The organism is Neopoerus faecalis (assembly GCF_029218125.1).
GTDB classification, from domain to species: domain Bacteria; phylum Bacillota; class Clostridia; order Oscillospirales; family Oscillospiraceae; genus Oscillibacter; species Oscillibacter faecalis_A.
Map to the genome: position 1 here is coordinate 160,330 of NZ_JARFXX010000002.1, position 25,285 is coordinate 185,614.

At 60.0% G+C, this 25,285-nt stretch carries 27 protein-coding genes and 1 riboswitch; of the genes, 16 read left to right on the forward strand and 11 right to left on the reverse strand.

Annotated features, from left to right (window positions below):
- Positions 1-43 precede the first annotated feature (43 nt).
- Complete coding sequence (locus PY311_RS03090; RefSeq protein ID WP_286147424.1) at positions 44-1,393, forward strand: sensor histidine kinase; 1,350 nt, start codon at positions 44-46, stop codon at positions 1,391-1,393.
- Complete coding sequence (locus tag PY311_RS03095) at positions 1,390-2,289, forward strand: GerMN domain-containing protein (RefSeq protein WP_286147215.1); 900 nt, start codon at positions 1,390-1,392, stop codon at positions 2,287-2,289. Before PY311_RS03090 ends, PY311_RS03095 begins: the two co-directional genes overlap by 4 nt.
- Positions 2,290-2,392: 103 nt before the next feature.
- Here PY311_RS03095 and PY311_RS03100 read toward each other — a convergent pair whose 3' ends face one another.
- The 4 genes from PY311_RS03100 to PY311_RS03115 form a co-directional block, all read right to left on the reverse strand.
- Positions 2,393-2,677 (reverse strand): putative quinol monooxygenase, encoded by a 285-nt coding sequence (locus PY311_RS03100; RefSeq protein WP_286147216.1) that lies wholly within the window; start codon positions 2,675-2,677, stop codon positions 2,393-2,395.
- A gap of 65 nt (positions 2,678-2,742) precedes the next feature.
- On the reverse strand, positions 2,743-2,901 hold the full coding sequence (locus PY311_RS03105; RefSeq protein WP_286147217.1) for a hypothetical protein: 159 nt from the start codon (positions 2,899-2,901) through the stop codon (positions 2,743-2,745).
- Between the two features lie 60 nt (positions 2,902-2,961).
- Positions 2,962-3,843 (reverse strand): RluA family pseudouridine synthase, encoded by an 882-nt coding sequence (locus PY311_RS03110; protein ID WP_286147218.1) that lies wholly within the window; start codon positions 3,841-3,843, stop codon positions 2,962-2,964.
- Entirely contained in the window at positions 3,843-4,688 is an 846-nt protein-coding gene (locus tag PY311_RS03115) for a patatin-like phospholipase family protein (RefSeq protein ID WP_286147219.1), read from the reverse strand. The genes PY311_RS03110 and PY311_RS03115 overlap by 1 nt, the downstream gene beginning before the upstream one ends.
- A 105-nt stretch (positions 4,689-4,793) precedes the next feature.
- Here PY311_RS03115 and PY311_RS03120 point away from each other — a divergent pair, with 105 nt between their 5' ends.
- The 5 genes from PY311_RS03120 to sdaAA all read left to right on the forward strand — a co-directional run bounded on the left by PY311_RS03120 (position 4,794) and on the right by sdaAA (position 10,819).
- Positions 4,794-6,563, forward strand: coding sequence for an ABC-F family ATP-binding cassette domain-containing protein (locus PY311_RS03120; protein WP_286147220.1), 1,770 nt, complete (start codon positions 4,794-4,796; stop codon positions 6,561-6,563).
- A 120-nt stretch (positions 6,564-6,683) separates the two neighbouring features.
- Positions 6,684-8,135: a DUF1576 domain-containing protein gene (locus PY311_RS03125; RefSeq protein ID WP_286147221.1), complete on the forward strand. Its 1,452-nt coding sequence runs from the start codon at positions 6,684-6,686 to the stop codon at positions 8,133-8,135.
- A 99-nt stretch (positions 8,136-8,234) separates the two neighbouring features.
- Positions 8,235-9,104, forward strand: a complete 870-nt coding sequence (locus PY311_RS03130) for a DegV family protein (protein ID WP_286147222.1) — start codon at positions 8,235-8,237, stop codon at positions 9,102-9,104.
- A 169-nt stretch (positions 9,105-9,273) separates the two neighbouring features.
- Positions 9,274-9,942 carry an L-serine ammonia-lyase, iron-sulfur-dependent subunit beta gene (gene sdaAB / locus PY311_RS03135; RefSeq protein ID WP_286147223.1) on the forward strand — a complete coding sequence of 223 codons (669 nt, stop codon included), beginning with the start codon at positions 9,274-9,276 and terminating at the stop codon, positions 9,940-9,942.
- A gap of 1 nt (position 9,943) precedes the next feature.
- Positions 9,944-10,819 (forward strand): L-serine ammonia-lyase, iron-sulfur-dependent, subunit alpha, encoded by an 876-nt coding sequence (gene sdaAA / locus PY311_RS03140; protein ID WP_286147224.1) that lies wholly within the window; start codon positions 9,944-9,946, stop codon positions 10,817-10,819.
- An 83-nt stretch (positions 10,820-10,902) separates the two neighbouring features.
- Here sdaAA and PY311_RS03145 read toward each other — a convergent pair whose 3' ends face one another.
- Both PY311_RS03145 and PY311_RS03150 read right to left on the reverse strand, forming a co-directional pair.
- Positions 10,903-11,787 (reverse strand): DUF3298 and DUF4163 domain-containing protein, encoded by an 885-nt coding sequence (locus PY311_RS03145; RefSeq protein WP_286147225.1) that lies wholly within the window; start codon positions 11,785-11,787, stop codon positions 10,903-10,905.
- Positions 11,788-11,810: 23 nt separating this feature from the next.
- Positions 11,811-13,019: a tRNA(Met) cytidine acetate ligase gene (locus PY311_RS03150; protein ID WP_286147226.1), complete on the reverse strand. Its 1,209-nt coding sequence runs from the start codon at positions 13,017-13,019 to the stop codon at positions 11,811-11,813.
- 182 nt (positions 13,020-13,201) lie between these two features.
- On the opposite strand from PY311_RS03150, the gene PY311_RS03155 reads away from it, so the two are divergent.
- The 3 genes from PY311_RS03155 to PY311_RS03165 all read left to right on the forward strand — a co-directional run bounded on the left by PY311_RS03155 (position 13,202) and on the right by PY311_RS03165 (position 16,200).
- A complete protein-coding gene (locus tag PY311_RS03155; protein WP_286147227.1) occupies positions 13,202-14,404 on the forward strand; it encodes an acetate/propionate family kinase in 1,203 nt (400 codons plus the stop codon).
- 228 nt (positions 14,405-14,632) lie between these two features.
- On the forward strand, positions 14,633-15,187 hold the full coding sequence (gene mnmM / locus PY311_RS03160; RefSeq protein WP_286147425.1) for a tRNA 5-(aminomethyl)-2-thiouridylate-methyltransferase MnmM: 555 nt from the start codon (positions 14,633-14,635) through the stop codon (positions 15,185-15,187).
- Positions 15,188-15,279: 92 nt separating this feature from the next.
- A complete protein-coding gene (locus PY311_RS03165) occupies positions 15,280-16,200 on the forward strand; it encodes a carbon-nitrogen hydrolase family protein (RefSeq protein WP_286147228.1) in 921 nt (306 codons plus the stop codon).
- A gap of 237 nt (positions 16,201-16,437) precedes the next feature.
- On the opposite strand, the gene rpsI is transcribed toward PY311_RS03165, so the two are convergent.
- The 4 genes from rpsI to PY311_RS03185 all read right to left on the reverse strand — a co-directional run bounded on the left by rpsI (position 16,438) and on the right by PY311_RS03185 (position 18,026).
- Positions 16,438-16,842: a 30S ribosomal protein S9 gene (gene rpsI / locus PY311_RS03170; RefSeq protein WP_286147229.1), complete on the reverse strand. Its 405-nt coding sequence runs from the start codon at positions 16,840-16,842 to the stop codon at positions 16,438-16,440.
- A 14-nt stretch (positions 16,843-16,856) separates the two neighbouring features.
- Positions 16,857-17,282 carry a 50S ribosomal protein L13 gene (rplM, locus tag PY311_RS03175; protein WP_286147230.1) on the reverse strand — a complete coding sequence of 142 codons (426 nt, stop codon included), beginning with the start codon at positions 17,280-17,282 and terminating at the stop codon, positions 16,857-16,859.
- A gap of 241 nt (positions 17,283-17,523) precedes the next feature.
- Entirely contained in the window at positions 17,524-17,787 is a 264-nt protein-coding gene (locus PY311_RS03180) for a pro-sigmaK processing inhibitor BofA family protein (RefSeq protein WP_286147231.1), read from the reverse strand.
- Positions 17,778-18,026 carry a DUF2508 domain-containing protein gene (locus PY311_RS03185; RefSeq protein WP_286147232.1) on the reverse strand — a complete coding sequence of 83 codons (249 nt, stop codon included), beginning with the start codon at positions 18,024-18,026 and terminating at the stop codon, positions 17,778-17,780. Before PY311_RS03185 ends, PY311_RS03180 begins: the two co-directional genes overlap by 10 nt.
- An 80-nt stretch (positions 18,027-18,106) precedes the next feature.
- Between PY311_RS03185 and PY311_RS03190 the strand changes: the two genes are divergently transcribed.
- Positions 18,107-18,598 (forward strand): nucleoside deaminase, encoded by a 492-nt coding sequence (locus tag PY311_RS03190; RefSeq protein ID WP_286147426.1) that lies wholly within the window; start codon positions 18,107-18,109, stop codon positions 18,596-18,598.
- A gap of 371 nt (positions 18,599-18,969) precedes the next feature.
- The gene (locus PY311_RS03195; protein ID WP_286147233.1) at positions 18,970-19,473 is read left to right on the forward strand and encodes an XRE family transcriptional regulator; all 504 of its coding nucleotides are present in this window, start codon (positions 18,970-18,972) and stop codon (positions 19,471-19,473) included.
- Positions 19,474-19,533: 60 nt separating this feature from the next.
- On the opposite strand, the gene PY311_RS03200 is transcribed toward PY311_RS03195, so the two are convergent.
- Positions 19,534-20,484, reverse strand: a complete 951-nt coding sequence (locus PY311_RS03200; RefSeq protein ID WP_286147234.1) for an NAD(P)/FAD-dependent oxidoreductase — start codon at positions 20,482-20,484, stop codon at positions 19,534-19,536.
- Positions 20,485-20,646: 162 nt separating this feature from the next.
- A riboswitch (THF riboswitch) is annotated at positions 20,647-20,757 on the forward strand.
- A gap of 74 nt (positions 20,758-20,831) precedes the next feature.
- Here PY311_RS03200 and PY311_RS03205 point away from each other — a divergent pair.
- From PY311_RS03205 to dnaK, 4 genes are all read left to right on the forward strand, one after another.
- Positions 20,832-21,401, forward strand: coding sequence for a folate family ECF transporter S component (locus PY311_RS03205; protein WP_286147235.1), 570 nt, complete (start codon positions 20,832-20,834; stop codon positions 21,399-21,401).
- A gap of 187 nt (positions 21,402-21,588) precedes the next feature.
- Positions 21,589-22,641, forward strand: a complete 1,053-nt coding sequence (gene hrcA / locus PY311_RS03210; protein WP_286147236.1) for a heat-inducible transcriptional repressor HrcA — start codon at positions 21,589-21,591, stop codon at positions 22,639-22,641.
- Positions 22,638-23,225 (forward strand): nucleotide exchange factor GrpE, encoded by a 588-nt coding sequence (locus PY311_RS03215; protein ID WP_286147237.1) that lies wholly within the window; start codon positions 22,638-22,640, stop codon positions 23,223-23,225. The genes hrcA and PY311_RS03215 overlap by 4 nt, the downstream gene beginning before the upstream one ends.
- 76 nt (positions 23,226-23,301) lie before the next feature.
- Entirely contained in the window at positions 23,302-25,161 is a 1,860-nt protein-coding gene (gene dnaK / locus PY311_RS03220; RefSeq protein WP_286147238.1) for a molecular chaperone DnaK, read from the forward strand.
- Positions 25,162-25,285: the final 124 nt, after the last annotated feature.

A 25,285-nucleotide genomic window follows, 5' to 3' on the forward strand; every position in this document is an offset into this window, starting at 1 on the left:
GCAATTAAAATTCGGCCTGAGCTACATCGCCGTGATCGCGGGGGTGCTGCTTTTGCTCAATACATACCCCCTGCTTGTCAGCGAGGACCTTGTGTTCCGCTCCAAGGAGACCACTATGACCGGCAGCGTGTCGGTGATGGTATACTCCCTTTCCGGGCTGAACCGGCTGACGCAGGAAAATGTGGAGGCGGCCATGGCCGTGGTGGAGGAGACCGGGCTGAGCCGTATTTTAGTGACGGACAGCGCGGGGCTGGTGCTCTACGATACCCGGGAAACCGGCGGCGCCGTGGGGAAATATACGTTCTATTCGGAGATCGTGCAGGCGCTGGAGGGCAATGATGCCTTTTCCAGCTCCTACCGGGACGGAGCGTTCCGCAGCCGGGCCTCCTCGCCGGTGCTGTACCAGAACCGCATCATCGGCGCGGTGTATGCCTATGAATACGATACGGAGCAGGCGGCGCTGCTGGAGGGGCTGCAGACGAATTTGATGCGGCTTTCTGTCGGCATTGCGCTGGCGGTGGTGCTGCTGAGCGTGCTGCTTTCCCGGATGCTGACGCGGAAGATCGGCGCGCTGCTCACCGCCATCCGTCAGGTGCGGGAGGGCTCCTACGAGCACCGCACCCATATCCCCGGCCACGATGAGATCGCACAGATCGGGGAGGAGTTCAACAGCCTCACCGACCGGCTGCAGACCACGGAAGATCTGCGCCGCCGCTTTGTGTCCGATGCCAGCCACGAGCTGAAAACGCCGCTGGCGGCCATCCGGCTTTTGACGGATTCCATTTTGCAGACGGACAATATGGACATGGCTACCGTCCGGGATTTTGTAACGGACATCGGCAGCGAGGCCCAGCGCCTCAGCAGCATCACCGAGGACCTGCTGCGGCTGACCCGGCTGGACAGCGGCCTTGTAGACAAGCCGAAGCGGGTAGAGGTCGTCCCGGTGCTGGAGCAGGTCATGCGGATGATGAGCTTTCTGGCGCAGGACAAGGGAACGGAGTTGACGTATCAGGCCGAGGAGGGCTGCGCGGTGATGGCCACCCGGGGCGAGGTCCATCAGGTCATTTACAACCTGACGGACAACGCCGTAAAGTACAGCGGCAGCGCCGGCAGCATCCGGGTGCGGCTGTTCCGGGAGGGGGGCTGTGTGGTGCTGACCGTGGCGGACAACGGCCCCGGCATTCCGGAGGAGGATCTGCCCCGGGTATTTGAGCGGTTCTACCGGGTGGACAAGGCCCGCTCCCGGGCCGCCGGCGGAACGGGACTGGGCCTTTCCATCGTGCAGGACACGGTGCACAAGCGGGGCGGCACGGTAACGGCCACCAACGCCCCGGGCGGCGGCGCGGTGTTCACCGTCCGCTGGCCGGACGCGGAAGGGGGCCGGGAGCCGTGAGGAAAAGATGGATCGTGCTGACGCTTTGCACTCTGGTGCTGCTGGTCATCGGCTGCGCCGTGGGAACGGCCACTGTCCGGCAGGAGCCGGAGGGAACGGCGTATCAGCTCTATTTTCTGGAGCGGACGCTGGCGGACGCCGATGGCGGTGACGCCCTCCGGGCGGAGGAGCGGGCCATCGACGATACCGGCTGCACGGCGGAGGAAACGGCCCGGCTGCTGCTGGAAGCGCTGCTGCGGGGACCGAAGGACCCGCTGCTGGAAAGTCCGTTTCCCAAGGGAACGTCCCTTGTATCCGCGGAGCGGGTGGGAACGGAGCTGCGGGTGGACCTTTCGGCGGCCTATGGCGGGCTTTCCGGCGTGGAACTGTCGCTGGCGGATTATGCCATCACGCTGACACTGACCCAGCTCCCGGATGTGGCCCGGGTGCGAATCACCGTGCTGGGGGAGGAGCTGGACTACCGCAGCCGGCAGGTATTTTTGAGCCGGGATGTGCTGCTGGCCCCCAAGGAGGATGTTGTGAGCACCGTGGCGGTGTCGCTGTACTTCCCGGATGGGGACGGTGTGCTGACGGAGGAAAAGCGGACGCTGAATCTCTATGAGGGTGACACACAGGGCGGCGCCGTGATTCGGGCGCTGGAAAACGGCCCGGAGGCAAAGGGCCTGCAGAGCGCCTTGCCGGAGGGCTTTAAGGTCCGCAAGGTGTGGGCGGAGGAGGGCGTGTGCTACGTGAGCCTTTCCTCGGCGCTGCTGGAGGGCCGCCCGGACCCGGCGGCGCTGACGCTGGCCATTGACGCGCTGGAGCGGTCGCTGCTGTCGCTGGAGTCCGTGGAGGAGGTGCGCTTCCTTGTGGACGGTGAGTTTGCCGACGCCTACGGCCCGGTGCCGCTGCCCTGACGGAGCGGAAAGTGACAGAGGCAGAAGAAAAGAAGCATAACAGCGCCCCGGCTCTGCAAGATCGCAGAGCCGGGGCGCGTTCGCTGATAGCTTGGTGCGGCGCTCAGTCATAGAACTTGTCGGCGGTGACGCTGTCGCAGTATTCCGCCTTCAGGATTTGGAGCTTGTCGAAGGTCTCTGTGCGGCAGTGGGACTCCTGCAAGGCAGGCTCCGTCCATGTTTCCACCAACAGGAGTACATCGGGGTCCTGCGCGTCAAAGAAGTAATCGTATTTGACGTTTCCGTCCTCGCTCCGGGAATTGGCCCGGACGCCCAGCTCCGTGATGGCCTGATAGAAGGCGTCGCGCTTGCCGGGCTTGCAGTGATAGGTGACATTCCAAGTCAGCATAAGGGTTCCTCCGTAAAATATTTTTGGGGGTTATCGGCGTATTGCCGCAGCGCTCGAACGGGCGCTTACTTTTCCTCTTTCATCGCCTTGACAGCGATGACCGCACCGGCAATGGCAAGAATATAGAAGGGAAGAAGGATAATCAGGCTTTCACGGCCCAATTTAAGGAAATTGTGTGAAATCAGAGTCATAGCTGTCATCAGCCAGCCGGTTCCGTCAATCACTCCGCAAAGCATCAGGGTGCAGCCGAGAATTAATTTTTTTATGTAAATGACATTCTTTCTTTAAATCAGTTTTTCCATATCCGCCGGAATGGGGGCGGTAAAGGACAGGTGTTCCCCGGTGACGGGGTGGGTCAGGGACAGGGCATAGGCGTGGAGCGCGGGGCGGGCGATGAGGGCCGTGTCCTCCGTGCCGTAAAGCCAGTCCCCGGCTAAGGGGCAGCCGAGATAGGCCATGTGGACCCGAAGCTGGTGGGTGCGGCCCGTTTCCGGTATCAGCTTTAAAAGGGAGAGACCGTCCCGCCGGGAGAGGACCTCGTAATGACTGACAGCGCTCTGCCCGTCCGGCCGCACCATGCGGCGGACAGCGGAGGTCTCGTCCCGGCCGATGGGGGCGTTGACGGTTCCAACGGGCGGCGCGGGGCAGCCCACGCACACCGCCCGGTATTCCCGGTGAAAGTCAGTGGTGTGGAGCATCCGCCGCAGACGGTCATGGATATATCCGCTTTTGGCCACGGCCATGAGGCCGGTGGTGCCCTTGTCCAGCCGGTTTACCACATGGAAAATGAAATCGCTCCCCCGCCGGTAGGCCAGCGCACCGGCCACCGTAGGCGTGTCCGGCAGAAAGTTGGAGGCGTGGGCGGTCATGCCGGCAGGCTTGTTGACGATCATCAGATGGGCGTCCTCATAGACGACAGGCAGCGGCCAGTCCCCCGGCGTCGGCAGGAGCCTTGGCGGCCGCAAATCATCGGAGCGCACCGATACGGTGTCCCCGGCGTGAACGATGTCTACCGTCCGGGCGTGAGCGCCATTGACCGTGATGCCGTTTTCGGCCCGGGTGAGCCGGGCGACGGCATGGGTGGAAAAATGGAGCCTGGCTTTCAGAATGTGCCGGACGCAGACTCCATCCTCCTCCGGCGGCACGGTATAGGTGATGCGCTCCATCAGGGCTGTCCGAGATAGGTCCGCAGGGCGGGCAGCGCCGCCTTCGCGTCCCCGGTCCCCAGATCGTAGACCGCCTGAAGCCGGTCGGCATGGCGCTCCAGCCGCCCGATCTCAATGGGGAGGCTGGGGTGCAGCACCCACGCCTTGCCCTGCTGCTCCCAGTTCAATAGCTCGCGGACCGCGTTGTTGTACGTGCTGTGGCGGTTTTTGAGCTGCTCCATAAACGCGGGATAGTGCTTGTACCAGACCTCAATGGGCCCCGATGCCATGGGCTTTTTTACATAGCTCCGGTCCCGGGTCAGGATGACCACTACCCGGTCAAAGCCCAGCTTCTCGGCGGCCTTGAAGGGAATGGAGTCCGCCACGCCGCCGTCCAGATACAGCTTTCCGCCCAGCTTCACGGGCTTGGACACAAAGGGCATGGAGGCGGAGGCCCGAATCACGTCCATCTGCTCCATAGCGTGTTCAAGGCGGATATACTCCGCCCTGCCGGTCTCCACATTGGTGACCACAGCCCAGAACGGGACGCCGGAGGCGTCAAACGTGTCCCCGTCAAAGGGGTCCAGCTCCCGGGGGACCTTATCGTAGGCGTAGTCCGTGTCCACGATGTTGCCGGTTTTCAGCAGGGGTATCAGCCCCATGTAGTGACGGTCGGCGTTGAAGCGCTTGTTGTAGCGGATGACCCGCCCCGGCTGGCCGGAGAGATAGTTGACGCCGAAAGCCGCCCCAGCGGACACGCCAATGATTCCGTCAAATTTGATTCCGGCGTTATAAAAGACGTCCAGCGCCCCGGCGGTGTACATTCCCCGCATGGCGCCGCCTTCCAAAACAAGACAGGTTTTCATAGATAAGCCTCCTCGCGGCACTTGCCTGATGAGTGAATTTACGGTATAGTATACCACGGAAAAAATAAAACGGCAATCATGGATTGCCGGAAAAGGAGAACCGTTATGCTGCTATCCGCAGAGCATCTTTCCATTAACTTCGGCAGCCGCCAGTTGCTGGAGGATGTGAATTTTTATTTGAATGAGGGGGACAAGGTTGGTGTCATCGGCATCAACGGCACCGGAAAGTCCACATTTTTGAAGGTACTGGCCGGGAGGCTGGAGGCCGACGCCGGGACGATCTCCCGAAACCCCAATGTGCAGGTGAGCCTTTTGGAGCAAAATCCGCCCATGGAGGATGACGCCACGGTTTTGGAGCAGGTATTTCTGCATTTTCCCAAGGAATTCCGGGAGCTGAACGAGTACGAGGCAAAAACCATGCTCAATAAGCTGGGCTTGCCGGACTACGAGCAGAGGGTGGGCACTCTCTCCGGCGGACAGCGGAAGCGGGTGGCGCTGGCGGCGGCCCTCATCCACCCGGCGGATGTGCTGATTTTGGACGAGCCCACCAACCATCTGGACGCGGAGATGACCATGTGGCTGGAGGACTGGCTCCGCCGGTTTAAGGGCGGGCTGGTGATGGTGACCCATGACCGCTACTTTTTGGAGCGGGTGGTGAACCACATCACGGAGCTTTCCCGGGGCAAGCTCTACCATTACGAGGCAAATTACTCGAAATATCTGGAGCTGAAGGCCCAGCGGGCGGAGATGGCGGAAGCCAGCGAGCGGAAGCGGCAGTCCATTCTGCGAACGGAGCGGGAGTGGATCATGCGGGGCTGCCGGGCCCGGACCACCAAGAGCCGAGACCGTATCGAGCGGTACGAGGCGCTGAAAAATCAGGACGCCCCGGAGACGGACGATACAGTGCAGATGGCTGCGGCGTCCAGCCGCCTTGGCAAAAAGCTCATTGAGCTGCATGATGTCAGCAAGTCCTACGAGGGCCGAACCGTCATCCGGGACTTTTCCTACAATCTGCTGCGGAATGACCGCATCGGCATTGTGGGACACAACGGCGCCGGAAAATCCACGCTGCTGCGGCTGTTTGCCGGGGAGCTGTCCCCGGACAGCGGCACGGTGGACATCGGCACTACTGTGAAGATCGGCCACTTTTCTCAGGAGGGCCGGGAGCTGGATCTGAACCAGCGTGTCTACGATTTTATCCATGACATCGGCGACGAGGTCCGCACCGACGAGGGTACCTTCACCGCTAAGGCCATGATGGAGCGGTTCCTGTTCCCCAGCGATTTGCAGTCAGTCCCCATCGGACGGCTCAGCGGCGGAGAACGGCGGCGGCTGTACCTGCTGTCCATTCTGATGGAAGCCCCCAACGTCCTGCTGCTGGACGAGCCCACCAATGATCTGGACGTGATGACCCTTTCCATTCTGGAGGACTATTTGCAGGGCTTCCCGGGCCCCATCCTTATCGTGTCCCATGACCGTTTTCTGTTGGACAAGCTGGCGGAGCAGGTCTTTGAGGTGCGGGACGGGCAGGTGCTGCGTTACAGCGGCAACTGGTCCGACTGGAAGGCCAAGCGGAAAGAGGAAGAAGCGCCCGCCAAGGCGGAAAAGCCCAAGGCGGCACAGGAGCGGCCCCGGGAGCGGAAGCTGAAATTCTCCTTCAAGGAGCAGCGGGAGTTTGAGACCATTGACGCGGACCTTGCGGCGCTGGAGCAGCAGATCAAGGACTGTGAGGCAGCGCAGAGCGCCTGCGGCAGCGACTATGTGAAGCTGCAGGAGCTGCAGGCTCGGCAGGCAGAACTGGAGGCCGCGCTGGAGGAAAAAACGGAGCGGTGGATGTATCTCACAGAGCTGAAGGAGAAAATCGACGCGCAGTAATCGGCATTTTGGGGCAGAATGAAAAAAGTGGTGAAAAATTTCACGAATTGGGTTGCCGCGCAGGCGGAGAGCCTGTATAATGGTATTTAGAAACCGTTAGGAAAACGGAGGGAACGCACAGTGAAGCATACCCGCTCATACCAGTATATTCTGCCCGGAACCATCGTTTTTTCTATTTTTTTAATGCTGATCGGCATCTGCATCGGCGATGCCTCGGAGATTCTGCCGGGGCTTTGGAAAATCGTGACCATGCAGGATCTGCTCATCACGGATTATATCGACATTGCGGGCCCGGCTGCGGCGTTTGTCAACGCGGGGCTTGTGACCATCATCTCCATCTGCCTCATCTGGCTTGCCAAGGACCCCTTTAACGGCTTCACCATTGTGGAGATGGGACTGATGGCGGGCTTTTCCCTGTTCGGCAAGAATCTTTTTAATATCTGGCCCATCATTTTGGGAACGTGGCTGTACGCCCGGTATCAGCGGGAGCCGTTTTCCAAATACGCCTCCGTGGCGCTGCTTTCTACATCCCTTGCGCCGCTGGTGAGCTATATGGCGCTGGGCAGCGTTCATGCCAGTATCCCGCTGGGGGTGCTGACCGGCGTGGCCGTGGGCTTTCTGCTGCCCAGCCTTTCGGCCTACACCTATAAAATTCAAAACGGCATGAACCTTTACAACATGGGCTTTGCCTGCGGACTGTTCGCCATGATGGTGGTGCCGATTCTCACGGCCTTCGGCGATAAGCCGGACTCCGCGCTCTACTGGTCCACGGGGCATAACACGGAGCTGGTGACGGTGCTCACCGTGCTGTGCACGGCGTTTATTCTGGTGGGCTTTTTTGGCAGCGGCGTACCGTCATGGGCCGTGTGGGCCGGCTACCGGCGGCTTCTGACCACCACCGGCCGGGTACCCAGCGATTATCTGCGTATGTTCGGCACCGGGCCGGTGCTGGTGAACATTGGCGTCAACGGTCTCATCGGTATGGCGTATATCCTGCTCATCGGCGGCGACCTCAACGGCCCGACCTTGGGCGGTATCTTCACCATCATGGGCTTTTCTGCCTTCGGCAAGCATCCCCGGAACATCATTCCGGTGATGGTCGGAGTCTGGATGGGGGCCTACGGAATGCACTATGAGCCGAATTACCCGGCCTTACAGTTGGCGGGTCTCTTCGGAACAACGCTGGCTCCCATTTCCGGCCACTTCGGCGCGCCCTTCGGCGTGCTGGCGGGCTTTATCCATTCGGCGCTGGTGCTGCAGACCGGCGGCCCTGTGGCGGGGCTGAACCTTTATAACAACGGCTTTTCCGGCGGCCTCATCGCCATTGTGCTCTACCCCACGCTGACAGCTATCGTCCGTCACCGCCGGCCCAAGATGCGGGACGCCGATTACTTCGACCTGTTCGGCGAGCAGGCGCCTATCAATATGTCCTATTGGCACACCCATAAGCCGGAAACGGATGAAAAGACCCATTTGCAGGAGAAGCCGGATACCAAAATGCCGGAGGATGAGCCGGATGCCACGGACCTGCGCAGCGCGGATGACCTGCTGCCGGGAGAAAAACAGGAATAAACGCTGTTGCGGTTTTTTGAAATGTGTGGCATAATGCTCTTTACACCTTATAGCATAGCTTTGAGTATTGTTTGACGGAGAAAGGCGGAACTTGAAAACATGACTCCCAAGAAAATCGCTCTGCTGACAGATTCCAGCGCCGATTTGCGCTGGGAGACTGCGGAGGAAAATAATATCTTTTTTGTCCCGCTGCGGATTTTGTGTCGGGACGGAGAATATTTAGACGGTGTGGACATCCGGGGAACGGATGTGTACCAGCGGCTTCACGCGGGAGAGCTGCCGCAGACCTCACTGCCCCGGGTGGAGGATTTTGCGGCAAAGCTCCACGAGATTTTTGAAAAGGGCTATGACGGTGTCATTGCGGTCATGCTCTCCAGCGGCCTTTCCGGCACGTATAATCTGGCGCGGCTGGTGGCGGAGGAATGCAAGGAGCAGGGCCGCGCCATGGCGGCCTTTGATTCTCTCAGCGGCTCTCTGGGCCTTGGCATGACGGTTTTGCAGCTTGCAGAGGACATCAAAAAAGGCATGGGCTGGGAGGAGCTGACGCAGCACCGCGCACCGCAGCTCATTGCCAACACCTATCCGTTCTTCACGCTGGATACGCTGGAATATCTGCAAAAGGGCGGGCGTATCGGCAAGGTAACGGCCATGGCCGGTACCATGCTCCAGATCAAGCCCATCCTTACCTTCGCGGAGGACGGACAGCTCCAGTCCATCGCCAAGGTCCGGGGACACCAGCAGGTCATGAAAAAGCTGGCGGAGCTGGTGCAAAACCGCAAGGGAGCGCACCGGCGCTTCAATCTGGCGGTAGCCAACGGCGGCTCACCGGAGGAAATGGAAAAGCTCCGGGAACAGGTGGCGTCGCTGCTGCCCGGTTGGGAGCATTTTTGGGACGGGGAGATCGACGGAACTCTCAGCGTTTACATCGGGGACGGTGTGCTGGGCGCCGCCGTTCAGGTTTTGGACTGACAAGTGAAATACGAGCAGCACCCCGCCGGGTAATCCGGGCGGGGTGTCTTTATAACAAAGACAGAATGCGGCGAAAATGCTTGCAAAGCCATCGGCGGTGTGATACCATGATTTTAATAGGCCCACATGGCGGGCCATGGAACAGAAACAGAAAATGGGAGGAACGGATATGCTGGATATTTTTGACATTCTGGGCCCCATTATGATCGGCCCCTCCAGCTCTCACACGGCAGGGGCCGTGCGAATCGGCAGGATGGCCCGGACATTGCTGGGAGAAAAGCCGGTAAAGGCGGACATCGGTCTATACGGCTCCTTTGCCGAGACCGGAAAGGGCCACGGCACGGACCGCGCGCTGGTGGCGGGCCTTTTGGGAATGCGGCCCGACGATCTTCGCATCCCGGAGAGCTTCACCGTGGCGGCGGAGGAAGGGCTGACCTTTACGATTCACCCTGTTGAGCTGCGGGAGGCGCACCCCAACACGGCGGTGCTGACCGTGGAGGGCATCAGCGGGAAAAAGACCTGCGTGCAGGCAGTCTCCATCGGCGGCGGACGCATTCGGGTGGACAAGCTGGACGGTGTGGCGGTGAATTTCACCGGTGCGTTCAATACCCTCATTGTCCGGCACATGGATGTGCCGGGTGAGCTGGCAACGCTGACCCGGGAGATTTCCAACGCGGATATCAACATCGCCAACATGAGCCTTGTGCGGGACCGCCGGGGCGGCAGCGTGATGACGATTTTTGAGATCGACCAGCCGGTACCGGCGGGTGTTATTGAAAAGCTGAAGGAAGTGCCCCACGTGATCGGCGTGGTGTACTACGAAAAGGAGGGCGACTGAGATGGCCTTGGATTCCATGCAGGAAATTTTTGAAAGAGCGGAGGCCGAAGCCATCCCCTTCTGGCGGGTGGTGCTGGAGACCGATATGGAGGAGCGGCAGGTCACGGAGGCGCAGTCCTGGGAGAAAATGCGCCAGACGTGGGAGGCCATGCTGGAATCTGCTGTGAGCTATCGGGCGGAGCAGCGCTCCCGCAGCGGCCTTGTGGGCGGCAACGGTGCGCGGATGCGGGCGTATGCCGCCTCCGGCAAGGCATACAGCGGCGATTATGTGCAGGAGGTCATTGCCACGGCCCTCAGCGTGGGGGAGTGCAACGCCTGCATGAGAAAAATCGTGGCGGCGCCTACGGCGGGCGCCTGCGGCGTGCTGCCGGCGGTGCTGGTGCCGCTGTATCAGGCCGGGAAGGCCACAGAGGAGGAAATCCTGAAGGCGCTGTATACCGCCTCCGGCATCGGCGCGGTCATCAGCTTCCGGGCCTGCATTGCCGGTGCGGCCGGCGGCTGTCAGGCGGAGATCGGCTCCGCCTCCGCCATGGCGGCAGGGGCGCTGGCCTCTCTCCGGGGCGGCGACTGCAAGCAGATCGGCCATGCCGCGGCCATGGCACTGAAGAATTTGATGGGCCTTGTGTGCGACCCGGTGGCAGGACTGGTGGAGGTCCCCTGCGTGAAGCGGAATGTGGTGGGCGCGGTCAACGCGGTGAGCTGCGCGGATATGGCGCTGGCCGGTATCGAGAGCCGCATCCCGGTGGACGAAGTTATTGACTGCATGGGTGAGGTAGGTACCCGGATGCCTATGGAGCTGCGGGAAACGGCGCTGGGCGGTCTTGCCGCTACCCCCACGGGCAAGGCCATCAAGGAGCGGATGGAGCAGGAGAATTGACTGCGGAATCGCCGTATCAGTAAATAAAAAAAGGTCCCCGGAACGCATCGCGTTCCGGGGACCTTTTTGCTCCTATGTAATGTTCAGTTCAGGCCCAGCACGGCGCGGCCGCTTTCGCTCCAATAGCTTGCAAGCTGCTCGTAGCTGAAGTGGAACTCCTGCGGCCCGGCGGCATAGCTGGCCAGCTCATAGGCGGAGAAGATGATGGTCATGCCCTCTGCGTCAAAGGATACGGCGTAATCGCTGGCCCATTTTTCCATGACCTCACGGTAATTTTCCCAATAAATGTCGGAGAGGGAGAGACCGGCGTAGTTGGGGTCGGACTGGAAGCGCTCCACAGCCTGTACCTCGATCATGTCCGCCACAGCCAGTGTGAAGGCCTGCGGGTCCTCGGCCAGCTCGGGAATGGCGAGGAAAATACCGCTGTCCAGATCAAAGTTCCAACTGAAATACACAGTGTTGGGGTGCGCGCCGCCCAGATAGCTGTAGTAGTCGGCGGCAATGCTGATAAGGGAGCCGGTGCGGTAGCAGGTGTAGGTCAGCTCCTCGGAAAGCGGGGCCATACTGTCGCCGGTGAACAGCTCCGGGTTCTCCTGATACATCATTTTGGTGTCGGCAATGCTTTCCTCCACGGATTCGGATTCTCGCCACTGGTCAAAGCTCTCGTTAAAGGTATTCATGCGGCTCACAGCGGCCTCCTGCGCGGGCGTTGCAGGGGTCTCGATGGGCTGGCCGTTTACATAGGCCTGAAGATGGGGGAGCTGGAAGGAAATGTGCATCAGCTTTGTGCCATCCTCCGCCAGAATGTCCTGCTCGTAGGGGTCTGTTGTCACCTCGTAGGTGATGTCCTCCGTGTCCGCAACGGCGGGGGGCGTCGGCTCCTCCGGGGTGGGCAGCGTTGTCGCACCGCAGGCGGTCAGGCCCAATACAAGGCACAGGGTAAGCGTCAGAATACCGAATTTTTTCATGAGAAACTCCTTTCAGGGACGGTTCAGAGCATCCGGGCGGTCTCCCGCCACAGTGCGCCGCCAACGGCGGCGCGAAGCTCCGGGTAGGCAAGGGTGTAGAGGTCCGCAGCGCGGGCCTCAAGAGCGAACAGCCGCTGCGCTGCGGCGTCCAGCGTCCGCACGGCGGCGGGCTTTGTGAGAACCGGCAGACGCGCGGTTTCCCGCATCCGGCCCAGCAGCGCCCGGCCCCGGCTGTTGGCGGCCAGCACCCGGAGATAGGGCACATGGGCGGGGATGTCCGCCGGCGTCAGCCCCAGATAGGCCCAGAGGACCATCCGCCGCAGACGGGTGTAGGCGTACCGTTTTGTTTTGGCGGCGTCCAAAACGGCGGCAAGGGAGGCGGGCTCCCGGCTGGCCTTGTACAGCCGCTGGCCGATGCCCTCCCGGCCGGTATCCAGCACGTCAAACTCCGCCGCGCTCATGGAGCGGAGCCGGGATAGAATGGCCCGTTCACAGCCGGCGGCAAATACCGGGGCGCGGCCTGCGGCCTTTTCTTCCTCGTAAATGCACCGCATGGCCGGGACCATGCGGGAGAGGGCGTCTGCCTCTGCGCCTTCCGCCAACAGGGTTCGGATAGCGGAGGCGGAGCAGCCCCCGGCCTCGGAAACGGCGGCGTCATGGGCGGCGCCGTGCCGGGGAACGGTGAAGACCTCCGCCTCGGAGCCGGTACGCAGCAGGGCACGGCAGTATTCAATGCCAAGCGTATTGTTGGGCTGGGACAGCAGCGCGGCATCTGCGGGAGATAACAGCGCGGAAACGGCTCGCTGCCGCGCGGCGGCAAAGCTGTCTCCCCGGGTAAGCTCCGCCTTTAAAAGCGGCGTTAGCTCCGGGCGCTCCAGCGCGTGAGCGCACCGCAGCAGTGCGGCGCTGTCCCCGCATTCGCTGCCGAAGGCCAGCACGTCCAAAAGCCCGGTGGCGGTCAGTGTCTCCACGCCGCCCCGCGCAAAGCCCTCAGCAGAGCTGACAGCCCATGGCAGGGGCAGCTCCAGCACGAGGTCCGCGCCGCTTTCCACAGCAGCCTCCGCCCGGGCGTACCGCCGCAGAAGGGCAAAGTCGCCCCGCTGCACAAAGTCCCCGCTCATGGCGCAGATCACGGCGGTATCCTCGCCGAAGCGCTGCCGCACAGCCTGCAGCAGATGCAGATGGCCATAGTGCAGGGGATTATATTCAGCTATGATACCAGCGGTTTTCACGTATGTCACCTCAAAGCGGTTACAAAAAAGTGTCAATTCGGTAAAAATGGTGATTGTATCTCGCGAAAGTTCTGCTATAATGAGATAAGAGAGTTTGCGTAAATGCAGACGTCATACTGACATTGTAGCTTAATTATGGAAAGCTGGCAAGGCTTTCTCAAAAGAAGAAGGAGATTCCAACGATGAATATTCTGGTTATCAACGCGGGCAGTTCCTCTTTGAAGTATCAGCTGCTGAACCCCGAGACCGGCGTGCTGCTGGCCAAGGGCCTGTGCGAGCGCATCGGCATTGACGGCAAGTTCACCTACAAGCCTCAGGTAGAGGGCAAGAAGGTGCTGGACGCCATTGACGTTGCCATGCCCACCCATTCCGAGGCCATTCAGGCCGTGCTGGACGCACTGGTGGACAAGGACAACGGCGTCATCGGCTCCATGAAGGAGATCGACGCTGTGGGCCACCGCGTGGTGCACGGCGGCGAGGCGTTCAACAAGTCCGTGCTTATCACCGATGAGGTCATGAAGGCACTGGAAGAGTGCATCCCTCTGGCTCCTCTCCACAACCCCGCCAACATCACCGGTATCAACGCCTGCACCGCTGTGATGGGCAAGGACGTGCCTCAGGTGGCTGTGTTTGATACCGCTTTCCATCAGACCATGCCTGCCAAGGCTTATATGTACGCCCTGCCCTATGAGTATTATGAGAAGGACAAGGTCCGCCGCTACGGCTTCCACGGCACCTCCCACAAGTATGTCTCCCAGCGCGCCGCTGTTATGCTGGGCAAGAAGCCCGAGGAGCTGAAGCTCATCTCCTGCCACCTCGGCAACGGCTCCTCTGTCACCGCTATCGACGGCGGCAGGAGTGTGGATACCTCCATGGGCTTCACCCCGCTGGCAGGCCTTCCCATGGGCACCCGTGCCGGTGATCTGGACGCCGGTATCCTGCAGTACCTCATGAACAAGTACGGCATGAGCATTGACGAGATGCTGAACATCCTCAACAAGAAGTCCGGCGTGCAGGGCGTGTCCGGCGTGTCCTCCGACTTCCGTGATCTGGAGAACGCCCACAAGGAGGGCAACGAGCGCGCAGGTTTGGCTGTGGATATGTTCAACTACGGCGTGAAGAAGCTCATCGGCGCTTATGCTGCCGCTATGGGCGGCGTGGACGCCATCATCTTCACCGCCGGCGTGGGCGAGAACAGCGCTTCTCAGCGTCTGGATATCGCCTCCGGTCTGGAGTTCATGGGCGTGAAGATGGACGCCGAGGCCAACAACGTCCGCGGCAAGGAAGCCGTCATCTCCGCCGCTGACTCCAAGGTGAAGGTCCTGCTGATCCCCACCAACGAGGAGCTCATGATCGCTATGGACACCGCCGCCATCGTGAAATAATTTCGTCAAAATACTGCGGTATTTTGACGAGTTGGGGCTGCACCCTGCTGCGCGCACTTACGTTGTTCGCACACTTGCAGGGTGAGCGGAGTTTTTCCCGCCGCACATGTCGCCGGGAAAAACGGACTCAATTTGTGCAATTCCAGTTGGAATTGCACAAAGATGAAGACAAGAAAAGGGACTCTCGTTGGAGGGTCCCTTTTTCAATACGGAGGGGGGAAATCATTGATGCAGCTCAATACGCTGAGCATGGTGCATGACTTCCTGACGCGGACGGTGAAGCCCGGAAGCGTCTGCGTCGACGCCACGGCGGGCAAGGGGCGGGACACTGCCCTGCTTTGCAGGTTGACCGGGAAAGCAGGGCGGGTGCTGGCCTTTGATATTCAGGAGGAGGCCATCCGGCAGACAAGGGCGCTGCTGGAGGCGGAGGGGTTGTCAGCAGAGGTCGTTTTAGACAGCCACGCCAATTTGGAACAGTACGCGGAGCCGGGGACGGTGGACTGCGTGGTGTTCAATTTTGGCCGCCTGCCCGGCGGTGACCCGGCGGTATTTACCCGGGCGGAGACCTCCGTTGCGGCGCTGGAGGCGTCACTGCGGGTGCTGAAGCCCGGCGGCGCTGTTGCCATCGCCTTGTATTATGGCGGCGCCAACGGCTATACGGAGCGGGACGCCGTGCTGCATTGGCTGGAGACGCTGGATGACCGGAAATTTTCCGTCCTCCGCTGCGATTGGGCCAACCGGCGGAACGATCCCCCGGTCCCCATTTTTATCTGGAAGGAATGATCGATTTTTCCGTATTGTCATTGGCGAATGGATTTGCTATCATGAAGCTGTAACGCGGCGCAGAAGCGCCGGTCCAGTCAGGAGGAATAACTATGAAAGATCTGAAGGATACCTGCCGGGTGGCAGTTGTACAGTGTGCCCCTGTGATGTTTGATAAGAAAGCCAGTACGGAGAAGATGGTGGAGCTGATTCGCGAGGCCGGCAAGAACGGCGCGGAGCTCATCGTGTTCCCGGAGCTGATTATTCCCTGCTATCCCTACGGCATGACCTTCGGCTTTACCGTTGGCAGCCGCGATAAGGTGGGCCGCTTGGACTGGAAGCGGTATTATGACAATTCCCTCTGCATTCCCGGACCGGAGACGGAGCTGCTGGGACAGGCCGCCAAAGAGGCCCATGCCTATGTCAGCATTGGTATTTCCGAGCGGGGTGAGGACAGCGCCACGCTGTATAACTCCAACATCGTGTTCTCTCCCGAAGGCGAGCTGCTGAACGTGCACCGCAAGCTGAAGCCCACCGGCGCGGAGCGTTTGGTATACGGTGACGCCAATAAGGATTACTTCCCCATTACGGAAACGCCCTGGGGCCCCATGGGCAACCTGATCTGCTGGGAGAGCTATATGCCCCTTGCCCGCGTGGCGCTGTATCAGAAGGGCATTACCATCTACATTTCCCCCAATACCAACGATAACCCAGAGTGGCAGGATACTATCAAGCACATTGCCATTGAGGGCCACTGCTTCTTCATCAACGCCGACATGGTGTTCACCAAGGAAATGTATCCCAAGGACCTCCATTGCCCGCAGGAGATCGAGAAGCTCGGCGATATTCCCTGCCGCGGCGGCAGCTGCGTGGTGGACCCCTTCGGCCATTACGTGACGCAGCCGGTGTGGGACAAGGAGGAGATCATCTATGCCGACCTCGATATGCAGCAGGCCATTGCCAGCCGCATGGAGTTTGACGGTGTGGGTCACTATGCCCGCCCCGATGTGCTGGAGCTGCGGGTCCACGAGTAAGCGGCGCTTCAAAAGCGCACTCGCATTTTGAGCAAACGAAATCAAGTCCCCGGCAGACCGCTGTATTTGCAGCCTGCCGGGGATTTTTATGCCGTGTTGATTGGGGAAAGGGTGCAGACAGGCAGTCGGGATCACTTTTACAGGAACCCGATTGAAAAGCAACTGAATTTATGCCCTGCAAAAGCGATGAAAAAACAGGCGCCCGCCATTTGGCGGACGCCTGTAAATCGCAATCTGTTAACGCTTGGAGAACTGGGGAGCACGACGGGCGGCCTTCAGACCGTATTTCTTGCGCTCCTTCATACGAGGATCGCGGGTCAGGAAACCGGCCTTCTTCAAAATGGCGCGGTTATCCTCGCTGGCCAGCAGCAGAGCGCGGGCCACACCGTGACGCAGAGCGCCGGCCTGACCGGACACGCCGCCGCCGGTGACGGTAGCCACAATGTCCATCTTGCCGGTGTTGCCGGTAGCCTCCAGAGGCTGACGGACGACCATCTTCAGAGTCTCCAGACCGAAATACTCGTCGATGTCACGGCCATTGATGGTGATCGCGCCGGTACCGTTGGGGAACAGATGCACGCGGGCCACGGAGGACTTGCGGCGGCCGGTGCCATACAGATAAGGCTTCTTAGACTGATACATTCTCTTACTCCTCCTTACTCCAGCACGATGGGCTTCTGAGCCTGCTGCTCATAGTTGGCGTCAGCGTAGATGTGCAGGCGCTTCAGAGAATCCTTGCAGACGGTGTTCCGGGGCATCATGCCGCGGACAGCCACGCGCATGGCGGTCTCGGGTTTCTCTGCCATCAGGATGCGGTACTTGGTCTCCTTCAGACCGCCGATCCAGCCGGAGTGAGTCCGATAGATCTTCTGCTCGGGCTTCTTGCCAGTGAGAACGGCCTGACCGGCGTTGATGATGATGACGTTGTCACCGCAGTCGGCGTTGGGGGTGTAGGTAACCTTGGTCTTGCCGCGCAGCAGATCGGCAGCCCGGACGGCGGTCTTGCCAAGAGGCTTACCGGCGGCGTCCAGGATGTACCACTTGCGCTCGATGTTGGCCTTGTTGGCCATAAAAGTGGACATGGAACATTTCCTCCGTATATAAATTTGATTTTCTTTACAAATCAAGAGCTCCGGGTTAAAATCGGAGCAAGGATAGTTATACCATGGATGTCCGCCGGTGTCAACACGATTTTTATTTATATCTTGAAAAGCTCTTAAAAGCTCTGATTTTCTAACGATAGCTCTCAAATTCTGAAAATCGACTTTTAAAAATGCCGCGAGGGGCGTTTAGGCCCTCCACGGCAGACGGAGCTATGTAGTTCTACAGCACCCACTGCGTCAAAAGCAGCAGGACGAAGCCCGGCAGTCCTAAAATGCCGATGACCAGCGCGTTGAAGGTGTTGAGTCCCAGCGTGATGCCGGTGAGAGCGGCGGTGGCGCGGACGCACCAGAGCGCCGCAAAGCCGAGGGCGGTGTTTCCGAGGAGTCTGAGGGCCAGCCGCAGCGGCGCACGGAGGACCCGCAGCAGCGTGATGAGAAAAAAGGCCAGCAGCAGACCGGCAATGATCTTCTGGTTCAGGTCCATAGGGCGCCTCCTCTGACGCTGCCCGCCGCCTCCGGCTCCTGTGCCTTCAGGACACGGAGATAGTAGTCGCAGCGGGCCTTGGCGGCACTGATGCGGTAAATGCAGGCCTCCACCAGCTCCGGGGCGGTAGCCTGATCGAACTGCCGGTAGGCCAGCGCCAGCTCGCTCTGGGCGTCTCTCAGCTCGGCGCGCAGGGCTGCCAGCTCCGGGGCAGGGGCGGATTTTCTGGACTGTTTCATTGCGATCCCTCCATACATCCATGTTACGGAGAGTTTGGACAAATATGCCAATATTCATACGGGAGCGTACAAAAATGACCATGCCGAAAGAGGAATTTTATATGTGGGAGGCACTAACGCTGGCCCGGGAGGCCGCAGCGGCGGGGGAGGTACCGGTGGGGTGCGTCATCGTCCGGGACGGAGCCATTATCGGCCGAGGGCGGAACCGCCGGGAGGAAAAGCAGGCGGTCAGCTCCCATGCGGAGCTGGAGGCTATGGCACAGGCCAACGCCGCGCTGGGCAGCTGGCGGCTGGAGGGCTGTGAGCTGTATGTCACGCTGGAGCCGTGCCCCATGTGCGCCGGGGCCATTCTCAATGCCCGCATAGCCCGGGTCTACTACGGTGCGCGGGACAGCGCCTTCGGTGCCTGCGGCGGTGTGACGAACCTTTTCATGGAGCAGTTCCCCAACCGGCCCGCGCTGGTGGGGGGGATTCTGGCGGAGGAGTGTCAGGCGGTGCTGGCGGATTTCTTTAATGGTCTGCGGCAAAAGCGGCAGGGCGAGGAAAAAAGCGGTGCTCCTGAATTGATTTAATACTTTTGTAACAACTGCTGCTGGTTTGCTTAATAATTCTTCGGTATCTTAATACTTGCAAGAGACAAAACTTCTTTTCATCCAATCTTCCCAATCATATGCGAGAAGGCCGCCGTGAGGCGGCCTTTCCGTATTTTAGGAGACTTCGGTAGAAGCATGGCCTGCGCGGTCGGAAGGGAAGGGCGTGTGCGGGAAACCCATCAGGGGTTCCCTGCACAATTTTAATAACGGCTCTAAAATTTTAAAAATTTTGGAGCCGCCGTGAGGCGGCCTTTCTGTATTTTTGGCACTTTTAAACGCAAACTCTACGGTGCGTTCATTGCGCGGCGGTACCCGATATGCTGCAGTAGGCGGGAAAGGGAGGTGGTCCCATGGATCAGATGAAAACCGGCAGGCTCATCCGCACCCTGCGCCGGCGCGCACCGGATATCGCGCTGCTTCCTTCCTTATCGGAGGCGCTGGGGGTGGATACAAAAGCCCTCCTCCGGGGCGATTTGGAGGAAAATGAAATGACCAACGGAAATATGAAAAGGACCCGCTTTTACGTCTGCCCGGACTGCGGAAGTCTGCTGCTGTCCACGGAGAGCGTAGAGCTGACCTGCTGCGGCCGGCGGCTGTCACCCCTGCCGGTACAGAAGGCGGAGGGTGAGGACCGGCTGGATGCCGTGCTCAGCGATGGGGAGTGGTACATCACCGGCCGTCACGAAATGCGCCGGGAGCACTATATATCCTTTCTGGCGTTGCTCTCCGGGGATACGGTGCTAATAAAGAAGCTGTACCCGGAGTGGGGGCTGGAGGTCCGCCTGCCCCACATCCCTAACGCCACGCTGCTGTGGTACTGCACGGAGCACGGCCTCTTTTCCCAAGCCCTATAGGGAAGAACCGCAGACAAAAAGAGCGCCCACGGAGCTTTGCTCCATGGGCGCTCTTTTAGATTAGATCAAGCCGCTTTTCCGCAGATATTTTTCTGCCTGCACGGCGGCAATGGCACCGTCCGCGGCAGCGGTCACCACCTGCCGGAGACTCTTTTTCCGAATGTCTCCGGCGGCAAATACGCCGGGGAGCTTCGTGTGCATCTCCTCGTCCGTGACAAGATACCCTCCGTCCGTGTCCAGCACATCGGCAAACAGCCGGGAGCTGGGCTGGAAGCCCAAAAAGCCGAACAGACCGAAGAAACCGTCCTGCCGCTCCGCCTGCACTACGGTCTCCGCGCCGCTCTCCGTATTTTTCAGCACCATGCGGTCTAAAACGGCGCTGCCGCTGCCGCCTACCTCCGCCACAGCGGTGTTCCAGAGAATATGGAGCTTCGGCTGGGCAAATGCCCGCTCCTGCAATGCCTTGGGGGCCGACAGACGCTCCCGTCCGCACAGCAGCGTCACCTCCCGGGCAAAGCCGGTGAGATACAGCGCCTCCTCCACGGCGATGCTGCTGCTGCCGGCCACATAAACGGCCTTGTTCCGGAAAAATCCGGCGTCACAGGTGGCGCAGTAGGAAATGCCCCGCCCAACGTACTGCTCCTCATTTTTGCAGCCGATGGGCCGGGGTGTGGCCCCGGAGGCCAGAATGACCGCGTGGGCCCGATAGGTGTTCTGAAGTCCCGCCAGGGTCTTGACCGTACCGGTCAGCTCTGCCGAGCGGATGACATCCCGGGCCCGCACAGCCCCGAAGCGCTCCGCCTGCGCGGACATCCGGGCGATGAGGGCAGCGCCGGACTCGCCCTCCAACTGACCGGGATAGTTTTCAATTTCATCCGTCAGGGCGATCTGTCCACCGTCCTGCCCCTGCTCAAGGAGCAGCGTGTTCAGCCCGGAACGCCCGGCATACAGGGCGGCAGTCAGGCCCGCAGGCCCCGCGCCCAAAATCATCACATCATAAATCGTGTTCATGGAAGCTCCTTTGTTTCTCCGGCGGCAGGGCCGCCGATTCTTTTTTCATATTAAAGCATGTCCCTGTGTGAAAAATCAAGCCCCTCTCATTTAAAAATATGGCGTTTGAAAAATTTACGTTGCTTTTTGAGGAATGGGCGGTTAAAATAAGAGTAGATTTTTGGCAGAGTAGAAGTGCGCGTGTCGGCCTACGGGCCGCAGTGCCGGCGGAACGGGGAGTTGTCCGCCGGACGAAAGGAAATTACCGCAGTGCGCACTTCGCATCCCGCTGCCGCATTCCGGAACCGGCAGCGGGGCTGCCGGCCTCCTCTGTGCGGCGTTGCTGCCGACAGAAGGAGGATTTTTTTATGGAAACGCATCCCCTGACCCATGCTTACTGGCAAAGCGCCGCCGGTGAGCTGCGAGACGTCCGCAAGCTGACGTTTGCCGCGCTGTGCATGGCGCTGTGCATCGCTCTGTCCGCGCTGCCCTCCGTGCCCCTTTGGGGCGGCGCCCGCATCACGTGGGGCTTTCTGGCCCGCTCTGTCTGCGCGTGGGTCTGCGGCCCGGTGCTGGGACTGGTCTTTGCCTGCGCGGAGGACCTTTTGAGCTTTTTCCTCACCGGGGGCGGCGGTTATCCCTTTTTCCCCGGCTATACCCTGACCACCATGCTGGGCGTTTTTCTATACGCACTGTTTTTCTACAAGTCGAAAATTACGGTTCGTAGAGTTTTTTTTGCGAAGCTGCTGACCAATATCGAAAACGTGACGCTGGGCGCGCTGTGGATGGCGCTTCTCTCCGGCAAGGCGTGGTACGTTACCGCCGCCGGCAGCGCGGTGAAAAACCTGATCTGCCTGCCGTTCCAGACGCTTCTGCTGATGACGCTGTTCACTGCCCTCCGGCCGGTGCTGGCGAGGGCGGGGCTTATTGAAAACTGAAACACGCTCCGGCGCCCCTGCCCTCCCCGGCAGGGGCGTTTTTTGCCGCGGGTGCGGAATTTAAAATTTCCCCGTGGTTTGTTCACAAATTGTTTACCTTGGCCCATTGACTTTACCCGGCACCGGTGGTAGACTGCATTTAGCACTCAGGGATAAGGAGTGCTAATCAAAGCTGAGGTGCTTTTCCATGGACCTGACAGACCGGAAAAAGCGGATATTGAAGGCGGTGGTTGAGGATTATATCCGCACCGCCGAGCCGGTGGGCTCCAAGGCCATCGCGCAGGAGATGGGGGGCAGCGTGTCCTCCGCCACCATCCGCAACGAGCTGTCGGACCTTTCCGACATGGGCTATCTGGAGCAGCCCCACACCTCTGCGGGACGCATTCCGTCCCCGAAGGGCTACCGGCTGTATGTCAACGAGCTGATGGAGCGCCAGCGGCTCTCCGTTGCCGAAACGGAGAAGATCAACCAGTCCCTTCAGATGAAAATGGAGGAGCTGGACCGGGTCATCTCACAGGCGGGCAAGGCTGTCAGCAGCTTTGTAAACTACCCCGCCTATGCGGCGACTGCCGTTAAGAGCAGCGTCACCGCAAGCCGGTTCGATTTACTGCCGGTGGATGAAAAAAGCTGCATCGTGGTCATGATGATGGGCGACCGGGTCAAAAGCCAGCTTCTGCGTTTGCAGCTAAAGGTGGACCGGGACCAGATGAGCGCGCTGGTGGAGCTTTTGAACCGCCATTTTACCGGCATCTCCACCAAGGAGATGAATGAACGGCTCATGGCGGTGGTACAGGGCATCACGCCCCAGCTTTTCCTGCTGCTGAGCCAGACGGTGAATTACGCCGTGGAAATGCTGGAGGAGGCCGACCGGAGAGAGTTCATCACCGCCGGCACGAACCAGCTTTTAAAGCTCCCGGAGTTCCGGGACGCCGACAAGGCCCACCAGCTTATGAGCTTCCTTGCCGATGACAAGGAAAAGCTGCCGGTGCCAGACGAGGGCCCCATGAAAATACTCATCGGGCCGGAGAACGTCAGCGACGCGCTGAAGGATACCAGCGTGGTGGTGGCCAGCTATGATATCGGTGACGATATGCGGGGCCTCATCGGCGTGGTCGGCCCCACCAGAATGGATTATGCCACGGTAGCGGCCCGGCTCACCGGCTTTGCCGACGGGCTGACGCGGCTGTTCGGCAAAAAGGAACCACATGAATTACCCCCGAAGGAGGATACGGATACATGAGCGAAGAAACGAAAGAGCCCGTAGAGGAGACGCCGGAAACGGCGGAGGCGGCGCAGCAGGCGCCGGAGACACAGGAGACCGAAAAAAAGGCCAAGAAAAAAGAAAAAAAGGAAAAGGGCATTACCTTTACCCGGGAACAGGTGGAAAAAATGGAGCTGGCTGCCAAGCAGCTTGAATCTGTGAAGGACCAGTTCACCCGCCTGAGCGCCGAGTATGACAATTACCGCAAGCGCACCACCAAGGAAAAGGACGGTATCTATCAGGACGCCAAGGGCGACACCATCAAGGCCTTCCTTGCGGTGTATGACAATCTGGAGCGGGCCGCCGCTGCGGAGGGCGGCGAGGACAGTCCCCATAAAAAGGGACTGGAAATGATTTTCCAGCAGTTCCGCGAGCTTCTGGAAAAGCAGGGCGTCAAGGAGATCGAGGCCAAGGGCAAGACCTTTGACCCGGAGACCATGAACGCCGTGATGCACATCGACGATGAGACGCTGGGCGAAAACGAGGTAGCACAGGTGTTTCAGGCGGGCTTTGAACTGAACGGCAAGGTTCTGCGCCACGCTATCGTGCAGGTGGCAAACTGAATAGACTCTTTCCCGGCGGAGGCCGGAACACATAGATTGCTTATAAATAAATGAAAATAAATTGGAGGAATTCATTATGTCTAAGGTAATTGGTATTGACTTAGGTACTACTAACAGCTGCGTGGCCGTGATGGAGGGCGGCGAGGCCGTTGTCATCCCCAACGCGGAGGGCAACCGCACCACCCCGTCCGTTGTGGCTTTCAGCAAGACCGGTGAGCGTATGGTGGGCCAGGTGGCAAAGCGTCAGGCTATCACCAACCCTGACCGCACCATTTCTTCCATCAAGCGTGAGATGGGCAGCGACTACAAGGTGGATATCGACGGTAAGGCCTACACGCCGCAGGAGATCAGCGCCATGATTTTGCAGAAGCTCAAGAGCGACGCCGAGGCGTATCTGGGCCAGACCGTTTCCGAGGCGGTCATCACCGTTCCCGCCTACTTCACGGACGCTCAGCGTCAGGCTACGAAGGATGCCGGCAAGATCGCCGGTCTTGACGTCAAGCGTATCATCAACGAGCCGACCGCTGCCGCCCTTGCCTACGGTGTGGATAAGGAGCAGAGCCAGAAGGTCATGGTCTATGACCTTGGCGGCGGCACGTTTGATGTCTCCATTCTGGATATTGATGACGGTGTCATCGAGGTTCTGGCCACTGCCGGCAACAACCGCCTGGGCGGCGATGACTTCGATGAGTGCATCATGAAGTGGATGGTCAGCGAATTCCAGCGCACCGATGGTGTGGACCTCTCCAGCGATAAGGTCGCCATGCAGCGCTTGAAGGAGGCTGCCGAGAAGGCCAAGATCGAGCTTTCCGGCGTGACCTCCACCAACATCAACCTGCCCTATATCACGGCGGACGCCACCGGCCCCAAGCACCTTGACCTGACGCTGACCCGTGCCAAGTTCAACGAGCTGACCGCACATCTGGTGGAGGCCACTGCCGGCCCTGTCCGTCAGGCTATGGGCGATGCCGGCCTTACCGGCAGCGACATCCACAAGGTCCTGATGGTGGGCGGCTCCAGCCGTATCCCCGCCGTGCAGGACATGGTGAAGAAGCTCACCGGCAAGGAGGGCTTCAAGGGCATCAACCCCGATGAGTGCGTGGCCATGGGTGCCGCATTGCAGGGCGGTGTGCTCACCGGCGATGTCAAGGGCCTGCTGCTGCTGGACGTCACCCCCCTGTCTCTGGGCATTGAGACCATGGGCGGTGTGTGCACCAAGCTCATTGACCGCAACACCACCATTCCTGTGAAGAAGAGCCAGATCTTCTCCACTGCTGCGGATAACCAGACCTCCGTTGAGGTCAACGTCCTGCAGGGCGAGCGTGAAATGGCTGCCGCCAACAAGTCTCTGGGGCGCTTCCATCTGGATGGAATCGCCCCGGCCCGCCGCGGTGTGCCTCAGATCGAGGTGACGTTCGATATCGACGCCAATGGCATCGTCAACGTCTCCGCTAAGGACCTCGGCACCGGTAAGGAGCAGCACATCACCATCACCTCCTCCTCCAACATGAGCAAGGACGATATTGAAAAGGCCGTGAAGGAGGCCGAGGAATACGCCGCTCAGGATAAGAAGATGAAGGAGGACGTCGAGATTCGCAATCAGGCCGACCAGATGGTATACCAGTCTGAAAAGACGCTCAGCGAGATGGGCGACAAGATTCCCGCCGATGACAAGACCAAGGTCCAGTCCGGCATCGATAAGCTGAAGGAGACCCTGAAGGGCACGGACACCGCCGCCATCAAGGCCGCCACCGATGAGCTGACGCAGGCGTTCTACGCTGTCAGTGAAAAGCTCTATCAGCAGGCCAATCCCCAGGGCGGCGCACAGCCCGGCCCCGACATGGGCGGCCAGCAGGCCGGTGGAAACGCACAGGGCGGCCAGTACTATGACGCCGACTACAAGGTTGTGGATGACGATCAGAACAACAAACAGTAATTCAAACCGCGGAACCGATGGGACGGGGAGCATTCCCCGCCCCATTGGGACCGTTTTAGCGGAAAACCTGAGCATGAGGAATCGGGAGCGGTCGCTCCAGCTCCCGATTCCTGATGTTCAAGTG